Origin of the sequence: Ferrovibrio sp. (assembly GCF_046297595.1) — a bacterium.
Classification (GTDB): domain Bacteria; phylum Pseudomonadota; class Alphaproteobacteria; order Ferrovibrionales; family Ferrovibrionaceae; genus Ferrovibrio.
This window is the reverse complement of the sequence record NZ_JBKBHT010000002.1, coordinates 556,766-571,086: the sequence shown is the minus strand read 5'-3', so window position 1 is coordinate 571,086 and position 14,321 is coordinate 556,766. Positions and strand designations below refer to the sequence as shown.

At 64.8% G+C, this 14,321-nt stretch carries 17 protein-coding genes and 1 tRNA gene; 10 read left to right on the top strand and 8 right to left on the bottom strand.

Annotated elements, in window-relative coordinates; genetic code table 11:
- Positions 1-46: 46 nt before the first annotated feature.
- The gene (aroA, locus tag ACK4FJ_RS08600) at positions 47-1,402 is read right to left on the bottom strand and encodes a 3-phosphoshikimate 1-carboxyvinyltransferase (protein ID WP_409765442.1); all 1,356 of its coding nucleotides are present in this window, start codon (positions 1,400-1,402) and stop codon (positions 47-49) included.
- 185 nt (positions 1,403-1,587) lie between these two features.
- On the opposite strand from aroA, the gene ACK4FJ_RS08595 reads away from it, so the two are divergent.
- Together ACK4FJ_RS08595 and ACK4FJ_RS08590 are read left to right on the top strand one after the other, a co-directional pair.
- Positions 1,588-1,914 (top strand): TIGR02300 family protein, encoded by a 327-nt coding sequence (locus tag ACK4FJ_RS08595; RefSeq protein ID WP_409765441.1) that lies wholly within the window; start codon positions 1,588-1,590, stop codon positions 1,912-1,914.
- Between the two features lie 119 nt (positions 1,915-2,033).
- Positions 2,034-2,109, top strand: a tRNA-Ala gene (locus tag ACK4FJ_RS08590).
- Positions 2,110-2,191: 82 nt separating this feature from the next.
- On the opposite strand, the gene ACK4FJ_RS08585 is transcribed toward ACK4FJ_RS08590, so the two are convergent.
- Positions 2,192-2,392 carry a hypothetical protein gene (locus tag ACK4FJ_RS08585; RefSeq protein ID WP_409765440.1) on the bottom strand — a complete coding sequence of 67 codons (201 nt, stop codon included), beginning with the start codon at positions 2,390-2,392 and terminating at the stop codon, positions 2,192-2,194.
- Between the two features lie 179 nt (positions 2,393-2,571).
- On the opposite strand from ACK4FJ_RS08585, the gene ACK4FJ_RS08580 reads away from it, so the two are divergent.
- From ACK4FJ_RS08580 to speE, 4 genes are all read left to right on the top strand, one after another.
- On the top strand, positions 2,572-3,060 hold the full coding sequence (locus tag ACK4FJ_RS08580; RefSeq protein ID WP_409765439.1) for a PAS domain-containing protein: 489 nt from the start codon (positions 2,572-2,574) through the stop codon (positions 3,058-3,060).
- Between the two features lie 61 nt (positions 3,061-3,121).
- Positions 3,122-4,114, top strand: coding sequence for a peptidoglycan bridge formation glycyltransferase FemA/FemB family protein (locus ACK4FJ_RS08575; protein ID WP_409765438.1), 993 nt, complete (start codon positions 3,122-3,124; stop codon positions 4,112-4,114).
- Positions 4,115-4,411: 297 nt separating this feature from the next.
- Positions 4,412-4,849 carry an adenosylmethionine decarboxylase gene (gene speD, locus ACK4FJ_RS08570; protein WP_409765437.1) on the top strand — a complete coding sequence of 146 codons (438 nt, stop codon included), beginning with the start codon at positions 4,412-4,414 and terminating at the stop codon, positions 4,847-4,849.
- Positions 4,846-5,727, top strand: coding sequence for a polyamine aminopropyltransferase (speE, locus tag ACK4FJ_RS08565; protein WP_409765436.1), 882 nt, complete (start codon positions 4,846-4,848; stop codon positions 5,725-5,727). Before speD ends, speE begins: the two co-directional genes overlap by 4 nt.
- 51 nt (positions 5,728-5,778) lie before the next feature.
- Here speE and ACK4FJ_RS08560 read toward each other — a convergent pair whose 3' ends face one another.
- Positions 5,779-7,011 (bottom strand): MFS transporter, encoded by a 1,233-nt coding sequence (locus tag ACK4FJ_RS08560; RefSeq protein WP_409765435.1) that lies wholly within the window; start codon positions 7,009-7,011, stop codon positions 5,779-5,781.
- Between the two features lie 189 nt (positions 7,012-7,200).
- On the opposite strand from ACK4FJ_RS08560, the gene ACK4FJ_RS08555 reads away from it, so the two are divergent.
- Both ACK4FJ_RS08555 and ACK4FJ_RS08550 read left to right on the top strand, forming a co-directional pair.
- The gene (locus ACK4FJ_RS08555) at positions 7,201-7,698 is read left to right on the top strand and encodes a hypothetical protein (protein WP_409765434.1); all 498 of its coding nucleotides are present in this window, start codon (positions 7,201-7,203) and stop codon (positions 7,696-7,698) included.
- Between the two features lie 158 nt (positions 7,699-7,856).
- Complete coding sequence (locus tag ACK4FJ_RS08550; protein ID WP_409765433.1) at positions 7,857-8,753, top strand: DMT family transporter; 897 nt, start codon at positions 7,857-7,859, stop codon at positions 8,751-8,753.
- Here the strand turns inward: ACK4FJ_RS08550 and ACK4FJ_RS08545 are convergent.
- Positions 8,724-9,953 (bottom strand): MFS transporter, encoded by a 1,230-nt coding sequence (locus tag ACK4FJ_RS08545; protein WP_409765432.1) that lies wholly within the window; start codon positions 9,951-9,953, stop codon positions 8,724-8,726. The genes ACK4FJ_RS08550 and ACK4FJ_RS08545 overlap by 30 nt on opposite strands.
- An 89-nt stretch (positions 9,954-10,042) precedes the next feature.
- Between ACK4FJ_RS08545 and ACK4FJ_RS08540 the strand changes: the two genes are divergently transcribed.
- Positions 10,043-10,816, top strand: a complete 774-nt coding sequence (locus ACK4FJ_RS08540) for an AraC family transcriptional regulator (RefSeq protein ID WP_409765431.1) — start codon at positions 10,043-10,045, stop codon at positions 10,814-10,816.
- Here the strand turns inward: ACK4FJ_RS08540 and ACK4FJ_RS08535 are convergent.
- Genes ACK4FJ_RS08535 through rmuC form a run of 4 tightly spaced genes read right to left on the bottom strand, consistent with a single transcriptional unit; the run spans position 10,813 to position 13,709 of the window.
- A complete protein-coding gene (locus ACK4FJ_RS08535; protein ID WP_409765430.1) occupies positions 10,813-11,304 on the bottom strand; it encodes an N-acetyltransferase family protein in 492 nt (163 codons plus the stop codon). The two genes, ACK4FJ_RS08540 and ACK4FJ_RS08535, sit on opposite strands and share 4 nt — an antisense overlap.
- 1 nt (position 11,305) lies before the next feature.
- The gene (locus ACK4FJ_RS08530) at positions 11,306-11,725 is read right to left on the bottom strand and encodes a cupin domain-containing protein (protein ID WP_409765429.1); all 420 of its coding nucleotides are present in this window, start codon (positions 11,723-11,725) and stop codon (positions 11,306-11,308) included.
- A complete protein-coding gene (locus ACK4FJ_RS08525) occupies positions 11,722-12,366 on the bottom strand; it encodes an exopolysaccharide biosynthesis protein (protein WP_409765428.1) in 645 nt (214 codons plus the stop codon). Before ACK4FJ_RS08525 ends, ACK4FJ_RS08530 begins: the two co-directional genes overlap by 4 nt.
- Entirely contained in the window at positions 12,363-13,709 is a 1,347-nt protein-coding gene (gene rmuC / locus ACK4FJ_RS08520) for a DNA recombination protein RmuC (RefSeq protein WP_409765427.1), read from the bottom strand. The genes ACK4FJ_RS08525 and rmuC overlap by 4 nt, the downstream gene beginning before the upstream one ends.
- Before the next feature lie 90 nt (positions 13,710-13,799).
- Between rmuC and def the strand changes: the two genes are divergently transcribed.
- Positions 13,800-14,318: a peptide deformylase gene (gene def / locus ACK4FJ_RS08515; RefSeq protein WP_409765426.1), complete on the top strand. Its 519-nt coding sequence runs from the start codon at positions 13,800-13,802 to the stop codon at positions 14,316-14,318.
- Positions 14,319-14,321 lie beyond the last annotated feature (3 nt).

Below are 14,321 nucleotides of genomic sequence, written 5' to 3'. Positions count from 1 at the left end.
CCTCTGGCCGAGGATTGTAGCGCCGCATTACAAATCCGGCGAGCGTTTAAACTACCGGCTCCAGGCTGGCGCCCAGGCCCTGCATCAGCGGGATGAAACCGGGGAAACTGGTATCCATCACGCGGGCATCGTCGATTTCGATGCCGTCTTTCGCCGCCATGCCCAGCACGAGGAACGACATGGCGATGCGGTGATCGAGTTCGGTGCTGATGCTGGCGCCGCCGGCGGGCGGTTTGCCTTTGCCGCGTATCACCAGGCCATCCTCGAATTCGTCGAGATCGACGCCACAGGCTTTCAGGCCGCGCGCCATCAGGGCCAGACGGTCGCTTTCCTTCACGCGCAGTTCCTTGGCGCCGCGCACCACGGTATCGCCCTCGGCGCAAGCCGCGGCGGCGAACAGGATCGGGTATTCGTCGATCATGCTGGGGGCGCGTTCGGGCGGCACCGTCACGCCTTTCAGCGGCGCATGGCGCACCAGGATATCGGCCACCGCCTCGCCGCCTTCGTCGCGACGGTGGGTGATGGTGAAATCGGCGCCCATGTCCTGCAGCGTGTCGAACAGGCCGATGCGCAAAGGATTGAGCCCGACATTCTGCAGCGTGACGGCCGAACCCGGAACGATGCAGGCCGCCACCATCGGGAAGGCAGCGGAGGACGGATCGCCCGGTACGCGGATGCTGGAGGGTTTGAATTCCGGCTGGCCGGTGAGGCGGATGATCCGCCCGCCGGTTTTGGTCGTCTCGACATCTACCGTGGCGCCGAAATGGCGCAGCAGGTTTTCGGTATGGTCGCGGGTCGGCTCGGGCTCGATCACCGTGGTGATGCCCGGGGCATTCAGACCGGCCAGCAGCACGGCGGATTTCACCTGGGCCGAAGCCACCGGCAGTTCGTATTCGATGGGCAGGGGATGCGCCGTGCCGATCACCGCGAGCGGCAGCCGACCGCCGCGCCGGCCCTCGAAGCGCGCGCCGATGCGGCTTAAGGGTTCGATCACGCGCCCCATCGGGCGGCGACGCAGGGAGGCGTCGCCGGTGAACACGGCGGTGAAATCATGGCTGGCCACTAGGCCCATCACCAGGCGGGCACCGGTGCCGGCATTGCCCATGTCGAGCACGTCTTCGGGCTCGCTCAAACCGCCCACGCCCACGCCCCAGATCCGCCAGTCGCCATCCTGCAGGCGCTCGACCTCGGCGCCCATGGCCCGCATGGCGGCGGCGGTGCGCAGCACGTCCTCGCCCTCCAGCAGGCCGGTCACCCGGGTTTCGCCCACGGACAGGGCGCCGAAGATCAGCGCCCGGTGCGAGATCGATTTGTCGCCCGGGACCCGGGCGGTCCCGGCCAGGCCGCGGGCGGCGGGACGGGCGCGAAACGGGCGGGCTTTCTGGTCGGGCGCAGCGGTCATGGAGCGGATCGTCCGGAAGATCGGCAACCGGCTGTGAAAAAAGCCGGATTTACGGGTTGACAGGGCGCGCTTCTTTAACACAATCGCGCCGCCCCGGCCAGCCGGCGGGGGATGGCGTCGCAGCCCGGTTCCGGACCCATGGCCATGGCCGGTTTGGCGGCGCCGATCACATGGAGATTTGCTCGATGGCCAAAGCCGAATGGGGCACCAAGCGTCGTTGTCTGAGTTGCGGCGCCGCGTTCTACGATCTCAACAAATCGCCGATCCTGTGCCCGAAATGCGGCACCGAGTTCAATCCGGAAGCCCTGGTGAAAAGCTCGCGCCGCCCGGCCAAGGCGGAAGAACCGAAGGCCAAGGCCCCGAAGGCCATCAGCCCTGACGCGCTGGACGCCGAGGTGGAGGATACGGATCTGGGCGATGAAATCCTCGAGGATGCCGACGAATTCGAGGAAGAGGATGTCGCCGAAGAAATCGACGTCGACGCCGCACCCGACGCCGAGGAAGAACGCTGAAAAACCACCCGAAATCGGGCTGACGAAACACTTGCAAAGCAGCGGAGGGCGGCTTATGGTCCGCCCCCGCCGACGGACCCCAGCCCTCCTCCGGGAAGGCGCCAAGTCCGTGATTTAATGGGGCCATAGCTCAGCTGGGAGAGCGCCTGCATGGCATGCAGGAGGTCAGCGGTTCGATCCCGCTTGGCTCCACCAAATCACCCCTCGTCAGCCAGATATTCAGATGGCAATCTGCCGAAAAAGCCCGCCGCAAGGCGGGCTTTTTCGTTGCCGGCAATTATTCAAAGAAACACAGGAGGCCGTAGCAGCTGCCCAGCCAGTCGCGGAACACGAAATACAGCGCGACATCCAGGGCAAGCAGCAGCAGCAGCACCGGTGCGACGATGAATTTCAGGAAATAGACCAACGCCCAGCGCGTGAAGCGCGGTGCCGGAATCACATAACCATGGATACGGGCAGCGGAGCGGAACAGGGCCATGCCCAAGCATTAACCGAGTGCGCCGCCGCTGCCCAGAGGTAGCGACAGGCATCGCCGGCCTGACTTGCCCTTGTCAGTTTCCGGAGGAGTTGTCATAGTAAATTCCACATCCTGAGGCAGGATTTTGTATCGACTGCCCAGGACATCCAACAAGACATTCTCCCCCTCCAGGATTCTCCGTGCTTGCGACTGCCCATAGCCGCCTGATCTGGGACCCCGGTCCGGATGATTTCCGTTTCCCGCTCGTTGCGGAGATTCACCGCTACTGGCAGGACCAGCGCCGCGGCCGCCGCCTGCCGGCCCGGGCCGATATCGACCCCATGGCCATGCGCGTGGCGCTGGGCAACATCGCGCTGATTGAAGTGCATCACGGCCCGCTACGCTTCCGCATCCGACTGGCCGGCACCTATCAGGTCGACCGCTTAGGCATGGACCCGACCGGCATGTGGCTGGATGAGTTGCCCGCGCCGGAATATCGCGACCTGCTGATCAGCCGCCTGAAGGAAATCGTGGCGCGGCCGGAGCCGTTGCTGGCGCATAACCGGCAGATGATGGACGAGCACTGGTACGATTACGAGGCACTCTGGCTGCCACTGGCCAATGACGGCGAGACCGTCGACATGGTGCTGGCCTGCCAGATATTCGCCGACGCCCCGCAAGGGGGCTGAAGCGCGGCGGCAGGCACAAGAACGCTTGCGCTGGACGCTGCCGACCGGCATATCCGAACCGATGCAGCCTGCCATCACCGTCGAACACTGCACCTCCGCCGCCGCCTGGGCCACAGCCCATGACGCCATGCGCCAGAGCGTGCTGGAACAGGCCTGGTGTTATGGCGAGGCGGTAACCGCTGCATCGGCAGGCAAGGTGCAGGCGGAACGCTGGCTGTTCCGCCGGCAGGATCGCGTCATCGCCCTGGCCCAGATCTTTGCGCGCCGCATCGGCCCGCTGGGAAGATTCGTGCGGCTGGTGCGTGGCCCGCTTTTCGCAACAGGCCTCGACCGTGCCGGCCGCGATGCCGTGCTGGCGCTGATCCGCGCACACTATCCATGGCGGCAACGCTGCCTGCTGTGGTGGCTGCCGGAACTGAATGGCGGCTCTGAATCGGAAAACGCGATGGCGCAGATCGGCCTGCGCCCGATGGTAACAGGCTATTCCTCGATCCGGCTGGACCTGACACCGCCGGTCGAGCGCCTGCGCAGTCAACTTGACGGCAAATGGCGCAACATGCTCAAGGCCGCCGAGAAATCCGCCCTGCTGCTGGAAGTGGCGAGCCGTGCCGAAGGCACATGGCATGGCGAGGCTTTCGCCGCGCTAATGGGCGAACATGACGAGCACCGCCTGGAAAACCGCTTTCTTGGACCCGATGCGATTTTCTATTCGGCTTTTGCCGATGCCATCGAAGGCAGCAAGGATGCCAATGAGGATGCATTGCTGTTGTGGGCACATGCCGGTCTACATCAGGGACGCGTGCGGCCGCTGGCCGGCATCCTGCTGCTGCGTCACGGGCGCGGCGCCACCTATGCGATGGGCTGGAGCAACGAGGCCGGCCGGCTTGTGAAAGCGCATTACCGCCTGATCTGGCGCGCCGTGGCGGAACTGAAATCGCGCGGCGTGACACACCTGGATCTTGGCGGCGTGGATACAGAGCGCGGTGCCGGCGTGGCGCGTTTCAAAATGGGCCTCGGCGGCGAGGTTTTCACGCTGGCAGGAAGTTTCGTGTAAGCCCGGATTTCTGTCATAAAAGTCGCCGGATCGCCGCGATTTTCGCGGATAAAATGTGATTCATGACCCGTGAGACAAAAAATTACCCCGCAGGGGCAGTTTTTTCTTGCATCAGGGGGCCTTTGGCCCCATACCCCCCTCCAGAGACTGTTTGGAAAGTGGCGCATGGCCGCCGGCAATTCCACGTTTTGCCGGCCGGAACCACGGGGCTTTCCCAACAGTCTCTCTGCCAATCGGACAACCCTTTTCCTGAGCCGCCAGATTTCAGTCCGCGGCTCCCCCTTGGTGGAGAGTGACATGACCAAGAAGGCAACCAAGCCCGCCCTGTACGAAGTTCCGGCCCTGCCGGAGTCGAATGGGGCGGACGAGCATTTCATTTGCAAGGACGGCGTGCGTTACGCCGGCATGCATCTGATCATCGATCTGTGGGGTGGCAAGCACCTCGACAATCTCGCGCTGGTCAAGCAGACGCTGACCGATGCGGTGTCCGAGATCGGTGCGACCCTGCTCAACATCGACCTGCATCATTTCGAGCCCAATGGCGGCATTTCCGGCGTGGCCGTGCTGGCGGAAAGCCACATGTCTATCCACACCTGGCCGGAAAAGGGCTATGCGGCGCTGGACGTCTTCGTGTGCGGCGACTGTCAGCCGCAGAAGGCGATTCCCGTGCTGCGCCGCGCCTTCCTGCCCGACAACATCCAGTGCACCGAGATGAAGCGGGGACTGATTCTGTGACCACGTGGTTCAATGAAACGCTTTATGCCGGTTTCCGGCAGAGCCACGAGATCAAGAAGGTCCTGTTCGAGGGCAAGTCGAAATACCAGAAGGTGAAGGTGTTCGAGAGCGGCCGTTTCGGCCGCATGCTCGCGCTCGACGGCGTCGTGCAATGCACCGAGGGCGATGAATTCGTCTATCACGAGATGCTGACGCATCTGCCGATCCTGGCCCATGGCAAGGTGGAATCGGTGCTGATCGTCGGCGGCGGCGATGGCGGCATCCTCGAGGAAGTGCTGAAGCACAAGTCGATCAAGCGCGTCACCATGGTCGAGATCGACGGCATGGTGATCGAGGTGGCGAAGAAATACCTGCCGAAAATCTGCGGCAAGGCCTTCGGCGACAAGCGCACAAACCTGATCGTCGGCGACGGCGCGGCCTATGTGGCCAGCACGAAGGATCGCTACGACCTGGTGATCGTCGACCGGCCCGATCCGGTCGGCCCTGCCACCGTGCTGTTCAGCAAGGCCTTCTACGACAATTGCCGCCGGGTGATGAAGCCGGGTGCTATTCTCGTGGCGCAGAACGGCGTGCCGCATATGCAGGGCCCGGAACTGACCGACGCCATCAAGCTGTTCCAGAAGATCTGGGCCCATTCGGGCACTTATCTGGCCGTGGTGCCGACCTATGTCTGCGGCTTCATGTCGCTGACCTGGGCCAGCGACCGCGACATCACCGACGAGGATCCACGCAACATCTTCGCCCGTTTCGACAAGGCGAAGCTGCCGGCGCTGCGCTACTACAATCCGGAAATCCATTTCGGCGCTTTCGCCCTGCCCAGCTTCGTCCAGCGCCTGCTGCCGGCGCCGAAGAAAGCCACGACGAAAAAGAAGCGCTGAGCCACGATTTACAGAAGCAGAAGCGACTTCCGACTTAACGCGCCCGCCGGTTCATCCGGCGGGCGTTTTGCTTTTTGCCGCCGCGAACCAGAAGCCGGCGGCCGAAACCAGCGCGCCGGCCATGATCACCCAGAGCACCGGCCCGTAATTGCCGAAGAAGGCCCATACAAAGGCGGCGATGGATGGCGCCAGCGCCTTGGCGATATTGGCCGGCAGGGTGAGTGCGCCGCTGATTGCGCCATAACCCTCGCGCCATAACAGGTCTGGCACTGCCGTGCCGCGCACGATGGTCATGATGCCATTGGCGCAGCCATAGATCGCAGCGAAGGCGAACAGGGCGGCCACCGAACCGGGGAACAGGACCAGCAGGGCGACACTGGCCGGGAACATCAGCACGATGATGCGGCCGGTGGTGGCCGCCGTGAGCCGGCGGCCGAACAGCAGCAGGATGATGCGGCCGGCCACCTGGGCCGGGCCGATCACGGCGATCACGCCGACGGCGAGGCTGAGCGAAAAACCGCGCTCGTCGAACATCGGGATGAAATGGAAGGTAAGCGCCGAGAAGGTCGCGTAGTAGAAGGTGAAGCAGACCACCAGGCCCCAGAAGACCGGGTGACGCAGGGCGCGGCGCATCGGGCTGTCAGCGCCCGAGGCGGGAACAGTTTCGGCCTGGGTGGCGCCACCGGCTTTGTCGCGCAGCATCAGGGCATGCACGGGCAGGCAATAAAGCAGGTTGCATGCCGCCAGTGCCAGCAATGCGTCGCGCCAGCCAAGAACCTCGATCCACCATGCGGTGAGCGGGATGAAAGCCGTGGAGGCGAAACCGCCGACCAACGTGAGCATGGTGATGCGGAAGCGGTAATTCTCGGGGAAGAGCCGCGTCAGCACCACGAAGACCGGTTCGTAGAGCGTGAGCGCCATGCATACGCCCAGCCCGAACCAGATCACATAGAAGGCCGCCACGTGGTCGACATAGGCCCAAGCCACGAACAGCAGAGAGGCCAGCAGCGAACCGGCGCTCATCAGCACCCGGCCGCCGCGCGCGTCGATCAGCTTGCCGACCGGATAGGCGACCAGGCCGGCCGTGAGCAGGCCCAGCGACAGGGCACCGTTCAGCGCCGTGCGGCTCCAGCCCAGATCGGTCTCCATCGGCACAACGAAGAGCGAAAAGGCGTAGTAGATTGAACCCCAGGAGACGAGCTGGGCAAACGACAACGCACCGACCAGCGGCCAGCCATTGCCGGCCTTCAGAAGGGATTCGGGATGGGGAGAAGCAGCAACCATCGCACCGGCTTATACGCTCAGGCCGACGATCCGTCACCTGACCTTTCCGGCAAGGGTGCAGAGACGATTGCCTTCACAAAACCGTATTATGGGGCTAGCCAAAATCGTCCCCATGCCGCCCCGCAACCGGCTTGAATCGACCGCCTGCAAGCGTATATTGTAACAATCATCGCCTTGACGAGGGTAACCATGCTGCGCCGCCAGTTCCTGTCCAGCGTCACACTCTCCGCCGCCGCCGGCTTTGCCTGCGCGGCCGGCGATGCCGCCGCCATTTCCATCGAACCGGCCCAGGGCGGCGTTCTGGCCCATCTGCGGCAGCCTGCTCCCGGCGTGAACGGTGCCCTGGACTGGGACCTGCTGGCCCAGGCCGGCGAAAGCAAGTTCCAGGATGGCATGATCAGCCGCTTCCCCGCCGCCCTGCAGGGCCTGGACGGCCAGGACGTGGTCATCAGCGGCTACATGATGCCGTTCCGTGACGGCAAGACCCACAAGGAATTCCTGCTCGGCGCCCTGCAGTTCCATTGCTCGAGCTGCATGATGGGCGACCTCAGCCGCATCGTGGCGGTGAAGGCCGCCGAGCCGGTGGCCTATGCCGACCAGCCGGTGCTGGTGCGCGGCACGCTCCGCCTGCTGGAAAGCGAGCAGTCGCCCCTGTTCTATCGCCTGGACGCCGCCCGCTCAGTCTGACCGGACGGTTTTCTGCCAGCTTGATCTGCCAACTTGATCTGATTGGCGGTTTTCCTTAAAACTCGGCCTCCCGGTAGCGGCCTTCAATCGAAAACAGCCTTTGCGCGATGCGCCACGCGTCATTGCGTCCCGCCTTTCATTCCGGATTCCAAATCATCATGACCGCTACTCCCGCCGCCGCGCGCCTGCGCGCCACCCTGATCGGCACCATCGCCATCTGGCTCTGGGCCTCGCTGGCCCTGTTCACCACACTGACTCCCAGCGTGCCGGCCCTGCAACTCACCGCCATGACCTTCACTCTCTCGACCCTCGCCGCCATCGTGCTGTGGCTGCTGCGCGGCGACGGCATCCGGGGCGTGCTGAAGCATTTCAGCCTGAGCCCGGCTGCCTGGGTGCTGGGCGTGTTCGGCCTGTTCGGCTACCACGCGCTGTATTTCCTCGCGCTCAAGCTGGCGCCGCCGCTGGAAGCCAGCCTGATCAACTATCTCTGGCCTTTGCTGATCGTGCTGTTCTCGGCCTTGCTGCCGGGCGAGAAGCTGCGCTGGTTCCATCTGGCCGGCGCGGCACTGGGCTTAGGCGGCACGGTGATCCTGATCGCCGGCAAGGGTGAACTCGGCTTCGACTGGCGTTACGCGGCCGGCTATGCCGCCGCCTTTGCCTGCGCCTTCACATGGTCGGGCTATTCCGTACTGAGCCGCCGTTTCGCCACGGTGCCGACCGATGCCGTGGGCGCCTTCTGCGCCGCCACGGCGTTGCTCTCCTGGCTGGGGCACTTCGCCTTCGAGAGCACCGGCCTGCCGGCCTCCACCGGCGAATGGGCGGCGATCATTGCGCTGGGGCTTGGGCCAGTTGGCCTGGCCTTCTTCTGCTGGGACCACGGCATGAAGCGTGGCGACGTGCGCGCGCTGGGCACCATGGCTTACGCAGCGCCGCTGCTCTCTACCCTGTTGCTGATCGTGTTCGGCCAGGGCGAACTCACCCTGCCCGTTCTGCTGGCCTGTGCGCTGATCGTCGGCGGCGCCGTTCTAGGCACGGGCGACCTGCGGCGACGTTGAACCGGCATCCTCGCGGTGGCCGTCTTCACCTGAGTAGCCGGGGAAGGCTAGCGCCGCGAGGAAAATGCTGAAGCCCAGCACGGCCAGGATGGCGAACAGCATCGGGAAGCCGCCGCCGCGATCATGCACCAGCGCGATCAACGGCACGGCGGTGGCGCTGGCGCCGAAGGACAGCAGGTAGCGCAGCGAATAGGCCCGCGCTCGCCATGCGTCGGAGGTGTATTTCGCCACCATGGCATCGTTGATCGTCACCTGGCCGAAAATCGCAAACATGACGCCCAGGCAGGGCAGCAGCAGCCAGGCATTCCCCAGCCATCCGGCCAGGAACAGGCAGGGCGCCTGCAGAAAGGCCACCGGCACGAAAATCTGCTTCAGCGTGAAACGGTCCACCAGGCGGCCGATGAGCAGCTGCGCCAGCGCGCCGGCGAGATAGACGGCGCTGACCACTAGGCTGATGCCGACCGGCGAGGCGATCAGATCGAGCAGACGCTCGGCGAACAGCTTGGGCAGGGCGATGGTGGCGGCGTTGAACACCACGCCGCCACTGATCCCCACCAGCGCCAGCACGGCGAAGGCGCGGATCGCCACGGCGCGCGGCACACGGGGCTGTGGCTGGCCGCCCTTGCGCGGCGGCGAGGCATGTTCGGGCACCAGCATCAGGTAGACGATGCCGATCACGGTCACCACGATGCCCGGCAGGATGAAGGCGGCACGCCAGCCGGCATATTGCGCGATGGCGCCGGTGACCAGGGCCGCAATGGCCACGCCGATATTGCCCCACACACCGTTCAGCCCGATCTCGCGCCCCATCATCTGCGGCCCCAAAGCCGCGGCATGGGCGGTGAGCATGGCTGTGCCGACCGGATGGTAGATTGCCCCGAACAGCCCGATCAGGGTCAACCCGACGGCAAGGAACCACAGTGACTGGCTCAGACCGGCCAGGATCGCGGCGGCGCCGATGCCGATGAAAAAGACGCCCAGCATGTGCCGGCGGCTCCAGCGGTCGCCCAGCCAGCCGGCCGGGATCGACCCGGCGCCGAAGGCGATGAAGCCACCCAGCGACAGCGCCAGCAATTCGCCATAGGAGCGGCCGAAATCCGCCTCCATCGCCAGCACGGCGGTGGGAAAGATCAGCATGAACTTGTGGTCGATCAGATGGGCGAGATTGACGAAGCCGATGACGCGGCGGGAGAACGGCATGGATGGAAACCCGGAAGAAAATGATTGCAGGTGGCAGGATAGAGCTGTCTGATAATCGTCGTCCTGCCTGTTTCTATCGAGATTCGGACATGCCACGCAGCACCAATGCCGAGGATTACCAGCGCATCGCCACCCCGGTGGCAGCGATGCCGAAGGATTTTCCCGCCGGCCAACATATCCCGCCGCACCGGCATGAACGCGGGCAGTTGCTTTATGCCACGCGGGGCGTGATGCGGATCGGCACGACGCAGGGAACATGGGTGGTGCCGCCGCAATGCGCCCTGTGGATTCCGCCGCAGACCGAACACGAGATTCACATGAGCGGCGCGGTGGCGATGCGTACGCTCTACATCGCGCCACGTGCCGCGCGGCATCTGCCGCGCGACTGCCAGGTGATCGACGTCTCGCCGCTGCTGCGCGCCCTGATCCTCGCCGCGATGGGAGAGCCCGTGGAATATCCGCGCGGCAGCCGCGGCGAGGCCATCGCCAAACTGCTGCTGCATGAACTGCGCGCCGTGCCGGCCCTGCCGCTGCATCTGCCCATGCCACAGGAACCTCGCCTGCTGACTGTGTGCCGGCGTCTGCTGAATAATCCTGGCGGGAATACCGATATCGAAAGCTGCGCGGCGGAAGCGGGCCTGAGCAGCCGCAGCTTGGCCCGGCTGTTCCAGCGCGAAACCGGCATGGGTTTCACGGCCTGGCGCCAGCAGGCGCGTCTGGCCGAGGCGCTGGCGCAGCTCAGCAGCGGCAAACCGGTGGCCCTGGTGGCGGCCGATCTGGGCTATGCCTCGCCGGCCGCCTTCACCGCGATGTTCCGCAAATGCCTCGGCACCACGCCGGGGAAGTATTTCAAGAGGGCCTAGACTGCCTGCTGCGGCAGCGGCTTTTCCATCAGAAGGATCTCAGATCCGTCTTCCGTCGTTTCATCGACGATGCTGAAGCCTTGTCGCAAATAGAATGCCACGGCCTTGATATTGCCCTTCTCTACCGACAGGCAGAGTTTATCCGCAGCCGGGTGCAGGGCGATCAGTCTGTCGAGAAAACGATTACCGATGCCCTGGCGTTGCCAGTCCGGCCTGACATATAACCGGGCAATATTCAGAATCGGCAGGTTCCAAGCCTGGGCGAATGCATGGCCCATAATCTCGCGGTCAGATTCGGCAACCAGAAAGCATGTCCCGCGTTGCTGCAATTGCTGTTGCAGCACGGCAGGTGCATGCCAAAGCCGTGTGATCTCGTCGACCTTATCGCGACCCAGCAGGGCATCGTAAGTATCGTGCCAGGTCTCTATCAGCAGGGCACTGACGGCGGAAATGTCGCTGGCAACGGCATTCCGGATCAGCACCGCCATGTCAGGGACTCCAGCCCGGCGGGGCGAGTTCGAAGCCGGCGAAATCGAAGCCGGGCGCGACGGTGCAGCCGACCAGCGTCCATGTGCCAAGCGTTTCAGCCGCCTGCCAGTGATGCGGTGGCACGATGCCCTGCGGCCGGTGGCCTTCGATCACACCATGGCCCAGGGTGATCTGCTGCACAGGTTTTCCCGCCGTCTCGACGATACTCAAACGCAGCGGCGCACCGGCATGGAAATGCCAGATCTCGACGGCATCCACGCGATGCCAGTGCGAGCGCTCGCCAGCGCGGAGCAGGAAATAGATCGCCGTCGAGCGGCTGCGTCCGTCGGGGCCGGGCGCGTCGCGGAAGGTTTCGACGTAATGACCACCTTCGGGATGCGGCTGCAGGCCAAGGGCGGCGATGATCTCCTCGGCCGTCATCCGAATATCCATTGCAGGATCGAGACGCTGGTGTCGACCAGGAACCAGACCCAGCCCGTGGCCACCACGCTGGCGCCCAGGCTGGCAATCACCAGCACGCCGTCACGCTCCACCTGGCCGAAGGCAGCCAGTATGATCGCCCAGGCCGGCAGCAGGTTGCCGAACGGAATCGGCAGCGAGAGCAGCAGCGCGTTCCACAAGACGATGCCGCCGATCAGCCGCCGACCGCGCTGGCCCGTGAGGCGGGCATGACGCGGCTTCACGTAGCGCTCGATTTTTTCCAGAACTGGAATTGCGGGGCGCAGCAGTTTGGCCACATCCGCGCGGCGATAGCTGCGCTCGCCCCAACTTTGCGGGAACCATGGATGATCCAGGCCGAACAGCATCTGCGCCGCCAACAACAGCAAAGGCGCACCCAGCACGGCTGACAGGCCCGGTGCGATCGGCGCGGGGATTCCGTTCGGCAGAGCGAAGACGAGGATAGCAAGGCCGAAGGCACGCAGGCCGAAGGCATGGATCAGATCATGCAGCGTGATGCGATCCTCGGGGTCGCCGGCACAGAGCGCGGCAATGATCTCGCTCACCTTGCGCGGCGTTTCGCCGTTGCCGTTCTCGCCATTGAAGACGGGAAGAGTTGTCATTTGCCGTCCCCGTTATTCAGGCCGGGCAGTTGCGGTGTGACGTCCTCGGCATCGGCCTCGATCACATCGGTGCGCTGCACGCTGACCTGGAAGCTGGGCAGGGCCGCCGGCGTTTTCGACGAACGGATGCCAAGCTGGCCCAGGCGGCGGATGCGCGGCAGCAGGCGTGCATTGACCGAACGGCTGAAGGCGTCGAACTGTTCGGTGGCTTGCTGCAGGCCACGACCCACTTTATCGGCAAGCGAGAGCGCGGTGGCAGTGGACTCCACCAGATTGCCGACCGCCTCGACGATCTTTTCCAGATTCTCCGCCTGCCGGCCGCCATCGATCTGCAGGCGCGACACGGCGATGATCGCAGCCAGCGCCGAAGGCCCGGTCACCACGATATCGACCTCGGCGGCGCGCCGCTCGAAATCGGGATCGGCCCGGCGCAGTTTTTCCACTGCGGCATCGTTGGGCAGCATCATGGCGATCATGCTGCGGCGCAGGCTGCCGCCGCGCTTCAGCTCCTTGTAGGTGGCGAGCACGGCATTGCCGTAATCCTTGGCGCTGAGCGCACGCAGATGGGTCGCCATGCGCTGGGCCAGTTGCGTCAGCGCGACGGCCTCGGCCGCCTCGTCCTCGGCCTCGGCATGGTCAAGCAGCAGCTTGGAGGCCTTGGAATCGATCACCAGCACGGCATCGCCGGGCAGGAACACCACCGCATCGGGGCGCAGGTTGCCGCGTTCGCCGTCGCCGGCGGCATGATACTGGATGATGAAATCCAGACCCGGTTGCAGGCCGAAGGCCTTCAGCACGTTTTCCAGCCCGATCTCGGCCAGCCGGCCGGCGCCGCCGGGATGCGACAGGGCGCGATAGACCGTGTCGATGGCCTTGCGGCTGTCGCCCACCTGCTGGTTCAGGCGCGTCACCGTCTCGGCGACCGTGAGGAATTGCTGGGTCAGGCCCTCGGTGGCCTGCTTGATGCGCTTCTCGCCCTCTTCCTTCTGGGCCTCGGCCTCGCGCTTGTGGTCGGCCAGCAGTTTGTTGGAAAGCTGGGCAGCGGATTCCACGGCCGCCGCCCGGGCAGCCTGGGTGGCGGTTTCGGCCAGTTTCTCGAAGGCCTGGGTCTTCACGGCCAGCTCGCTGCGCAGGCCGGCGGCCTGGCGCTCGGCCTCCAGCCGGGCCGCCTGGGCGCTGGCGGCCTCGTCGCGGGCCTGGTCCAGCTGGTCGCGCAGCTCGGCCACCAAGGCGGCCTGATCCCCCAGTCCAGAGCCCGGGCCGCCCCCCCGGCGCAGCAGAAGAACCAGCAGAATCAGGATGATCGCCAGCCCTGCGATGCTGGCGATTCCGAGAATTGACATTATATCCATGGCCATGGGTGTTACATAACAGCGGGCTTGACGGAGAACCAGCCCGCGCCTATGACCCCCCGGTTATTACGGAACGGATTTATGGCCCTTTTGCCGATCATCACCGCCCCGGACTCCCGGTTGGAAGCCGTCTCGACCCCCGTCGAGGCGGTGACCGACGAGGTGCGCCGCCAGCTCGACGACATGCTGGAGACCATGTATGCCGCGCCGGGCATCGGCCTGGCCGCCATCCAGGTCGGCATTCCTAAGCGCATGCTGGTGATCGACGTCTCGCGCGAGGGCGAGGACAAGCAGCCGCTGTATATCATCAACCCGGAATTCACCTGGCTGTCGGACGAGGACAAGGTCTACGAGGAGGGCTGCCTGTCGCTGCCCGAGCAGTATGCCGAAGTGGCCCGCCCGGCCGAGGTGAAGATCGAATACCTGGATTATAACGGCGAGAAACAGGAACTGCATGCCGATGGCCTGCTCGCCGTCTGCCTGCAGCACGAGATCGACCATCTGGATGGCATCCTGTTCGTCGACCACATCTCGGCGCTGAAGCGCAACATGATCCTGCGCAAGCTGCTGAAGCAGAAGCGCCTCGCCGAAGCCGGCTGAGCC

Bases quoted from the DNA above. Each gene is read 5' to 3' on its own strand.
- aroA (WP_409765442.1), bottom strand. From the start codon at position 1,402: ATGACCGCTGCGCCCGACCAGAAAGCCCGCCCGTTTCGCGCCCGTCCC.
- ACK4FJ_RS08595 (WP_409765441.1), top strand. From the start codon at position 1,588: ATGGCCAAAGCCGAATGGGGCACCAAGCGTCGTTGTCTGAGTTGCGGC.
- ACK4FJ_RS08585 (WP_409765440.1), bottom strand. From the start codon at position 2,392: ATGGCCCTGTTCCGCTCCGCTGCCCGTATCCATGGTTATGTGATTCCG.
- ACK4FJ_RS08575 (WP_409765438.1), top strand. From the start codon at position 3,122: ATGCAGCCTGCCATCACCGTCGAACACTGCACCTCCGCCGCCGCCTGG.
- speD (WP_409765437.1), top strand. From the start codon at position 4,412: ATGACCAAGAAGGCAACCAAGCCCGCCCTGTACGAAGTTCCGGCCCTG.
- ACK4FJ_RS08560 (WP_409765435.1), bottom strand. From the start codon at position 7,011: ATGGTTGCTGCTTCTCCCCATCCCGAATCCCTTCTGAAGGCCGGCAAT.
- ACK4FJ_RS08555 (WP_409765434.1), top strand. From the start codon at position 7,201: ATGCTGCGCCGCCAGTTCCTGTCCAGCGTCACACTCTCCGCCGCCGCC.
- ACK4FJ_RS08550 (WP_409765433.1), top strand. From the start codon at position 7,857: ATGACCGCTACTCCCGCCGCCGCGCGCCTGCGCGCCACCCTGATCGGC.
- ACK4FJ_RS08545 (WP_409765432.1), bottom strand. From the start codon at position 9,953: ATGCCGTTCTCCCGCCGCGTCATCGGCTTCGTCAATCTCGCCCATCTG.
- ACK4FJ_RS08540 (WP_409765431.1), top strand. From the start codon at position 10,043: ATGCCACGCAGCACCAATGCCGAGGATTACCAGCGCATCGCCACCCCG.
- ACK4FJ_RS08535 (WP_409765430.1), bottom strand. From the start codon at position 11,304: ATGGCGGTGCTGATCCGGAATGCCGTTGCCAGCGACATTTCCGCCGTC.
- ACK4FJ_RS08530 (WP_409765429.1), bottom strand. From the start codon at position 11,725: ATGACGGCCGAGGAGATCATCGCCGCCCTTGGCCTGCAGCCGCATCCC.
- ACK4FJ_RS08525 (WP_409765428.1), bottom strand. From the start codon at position 12,366: ATGACAACTCTTCCCGTCTTCAATGGCGAGAACGGCAACGGCGAAACG.
- rmuC (WP_409765427.1), bottom strand. From the start codon at position 13,709: ATGTCAATTCTCGGAATCGCCAGCATCGCAGGGCTGGCGATCATCCTG.
- def (WP_409765426.1), top strand. From the start codon at position 13,800: ATGGCCCTTTTGCCGATCATCACCGCCCCGGACTCCCGGTTGGAAGCC.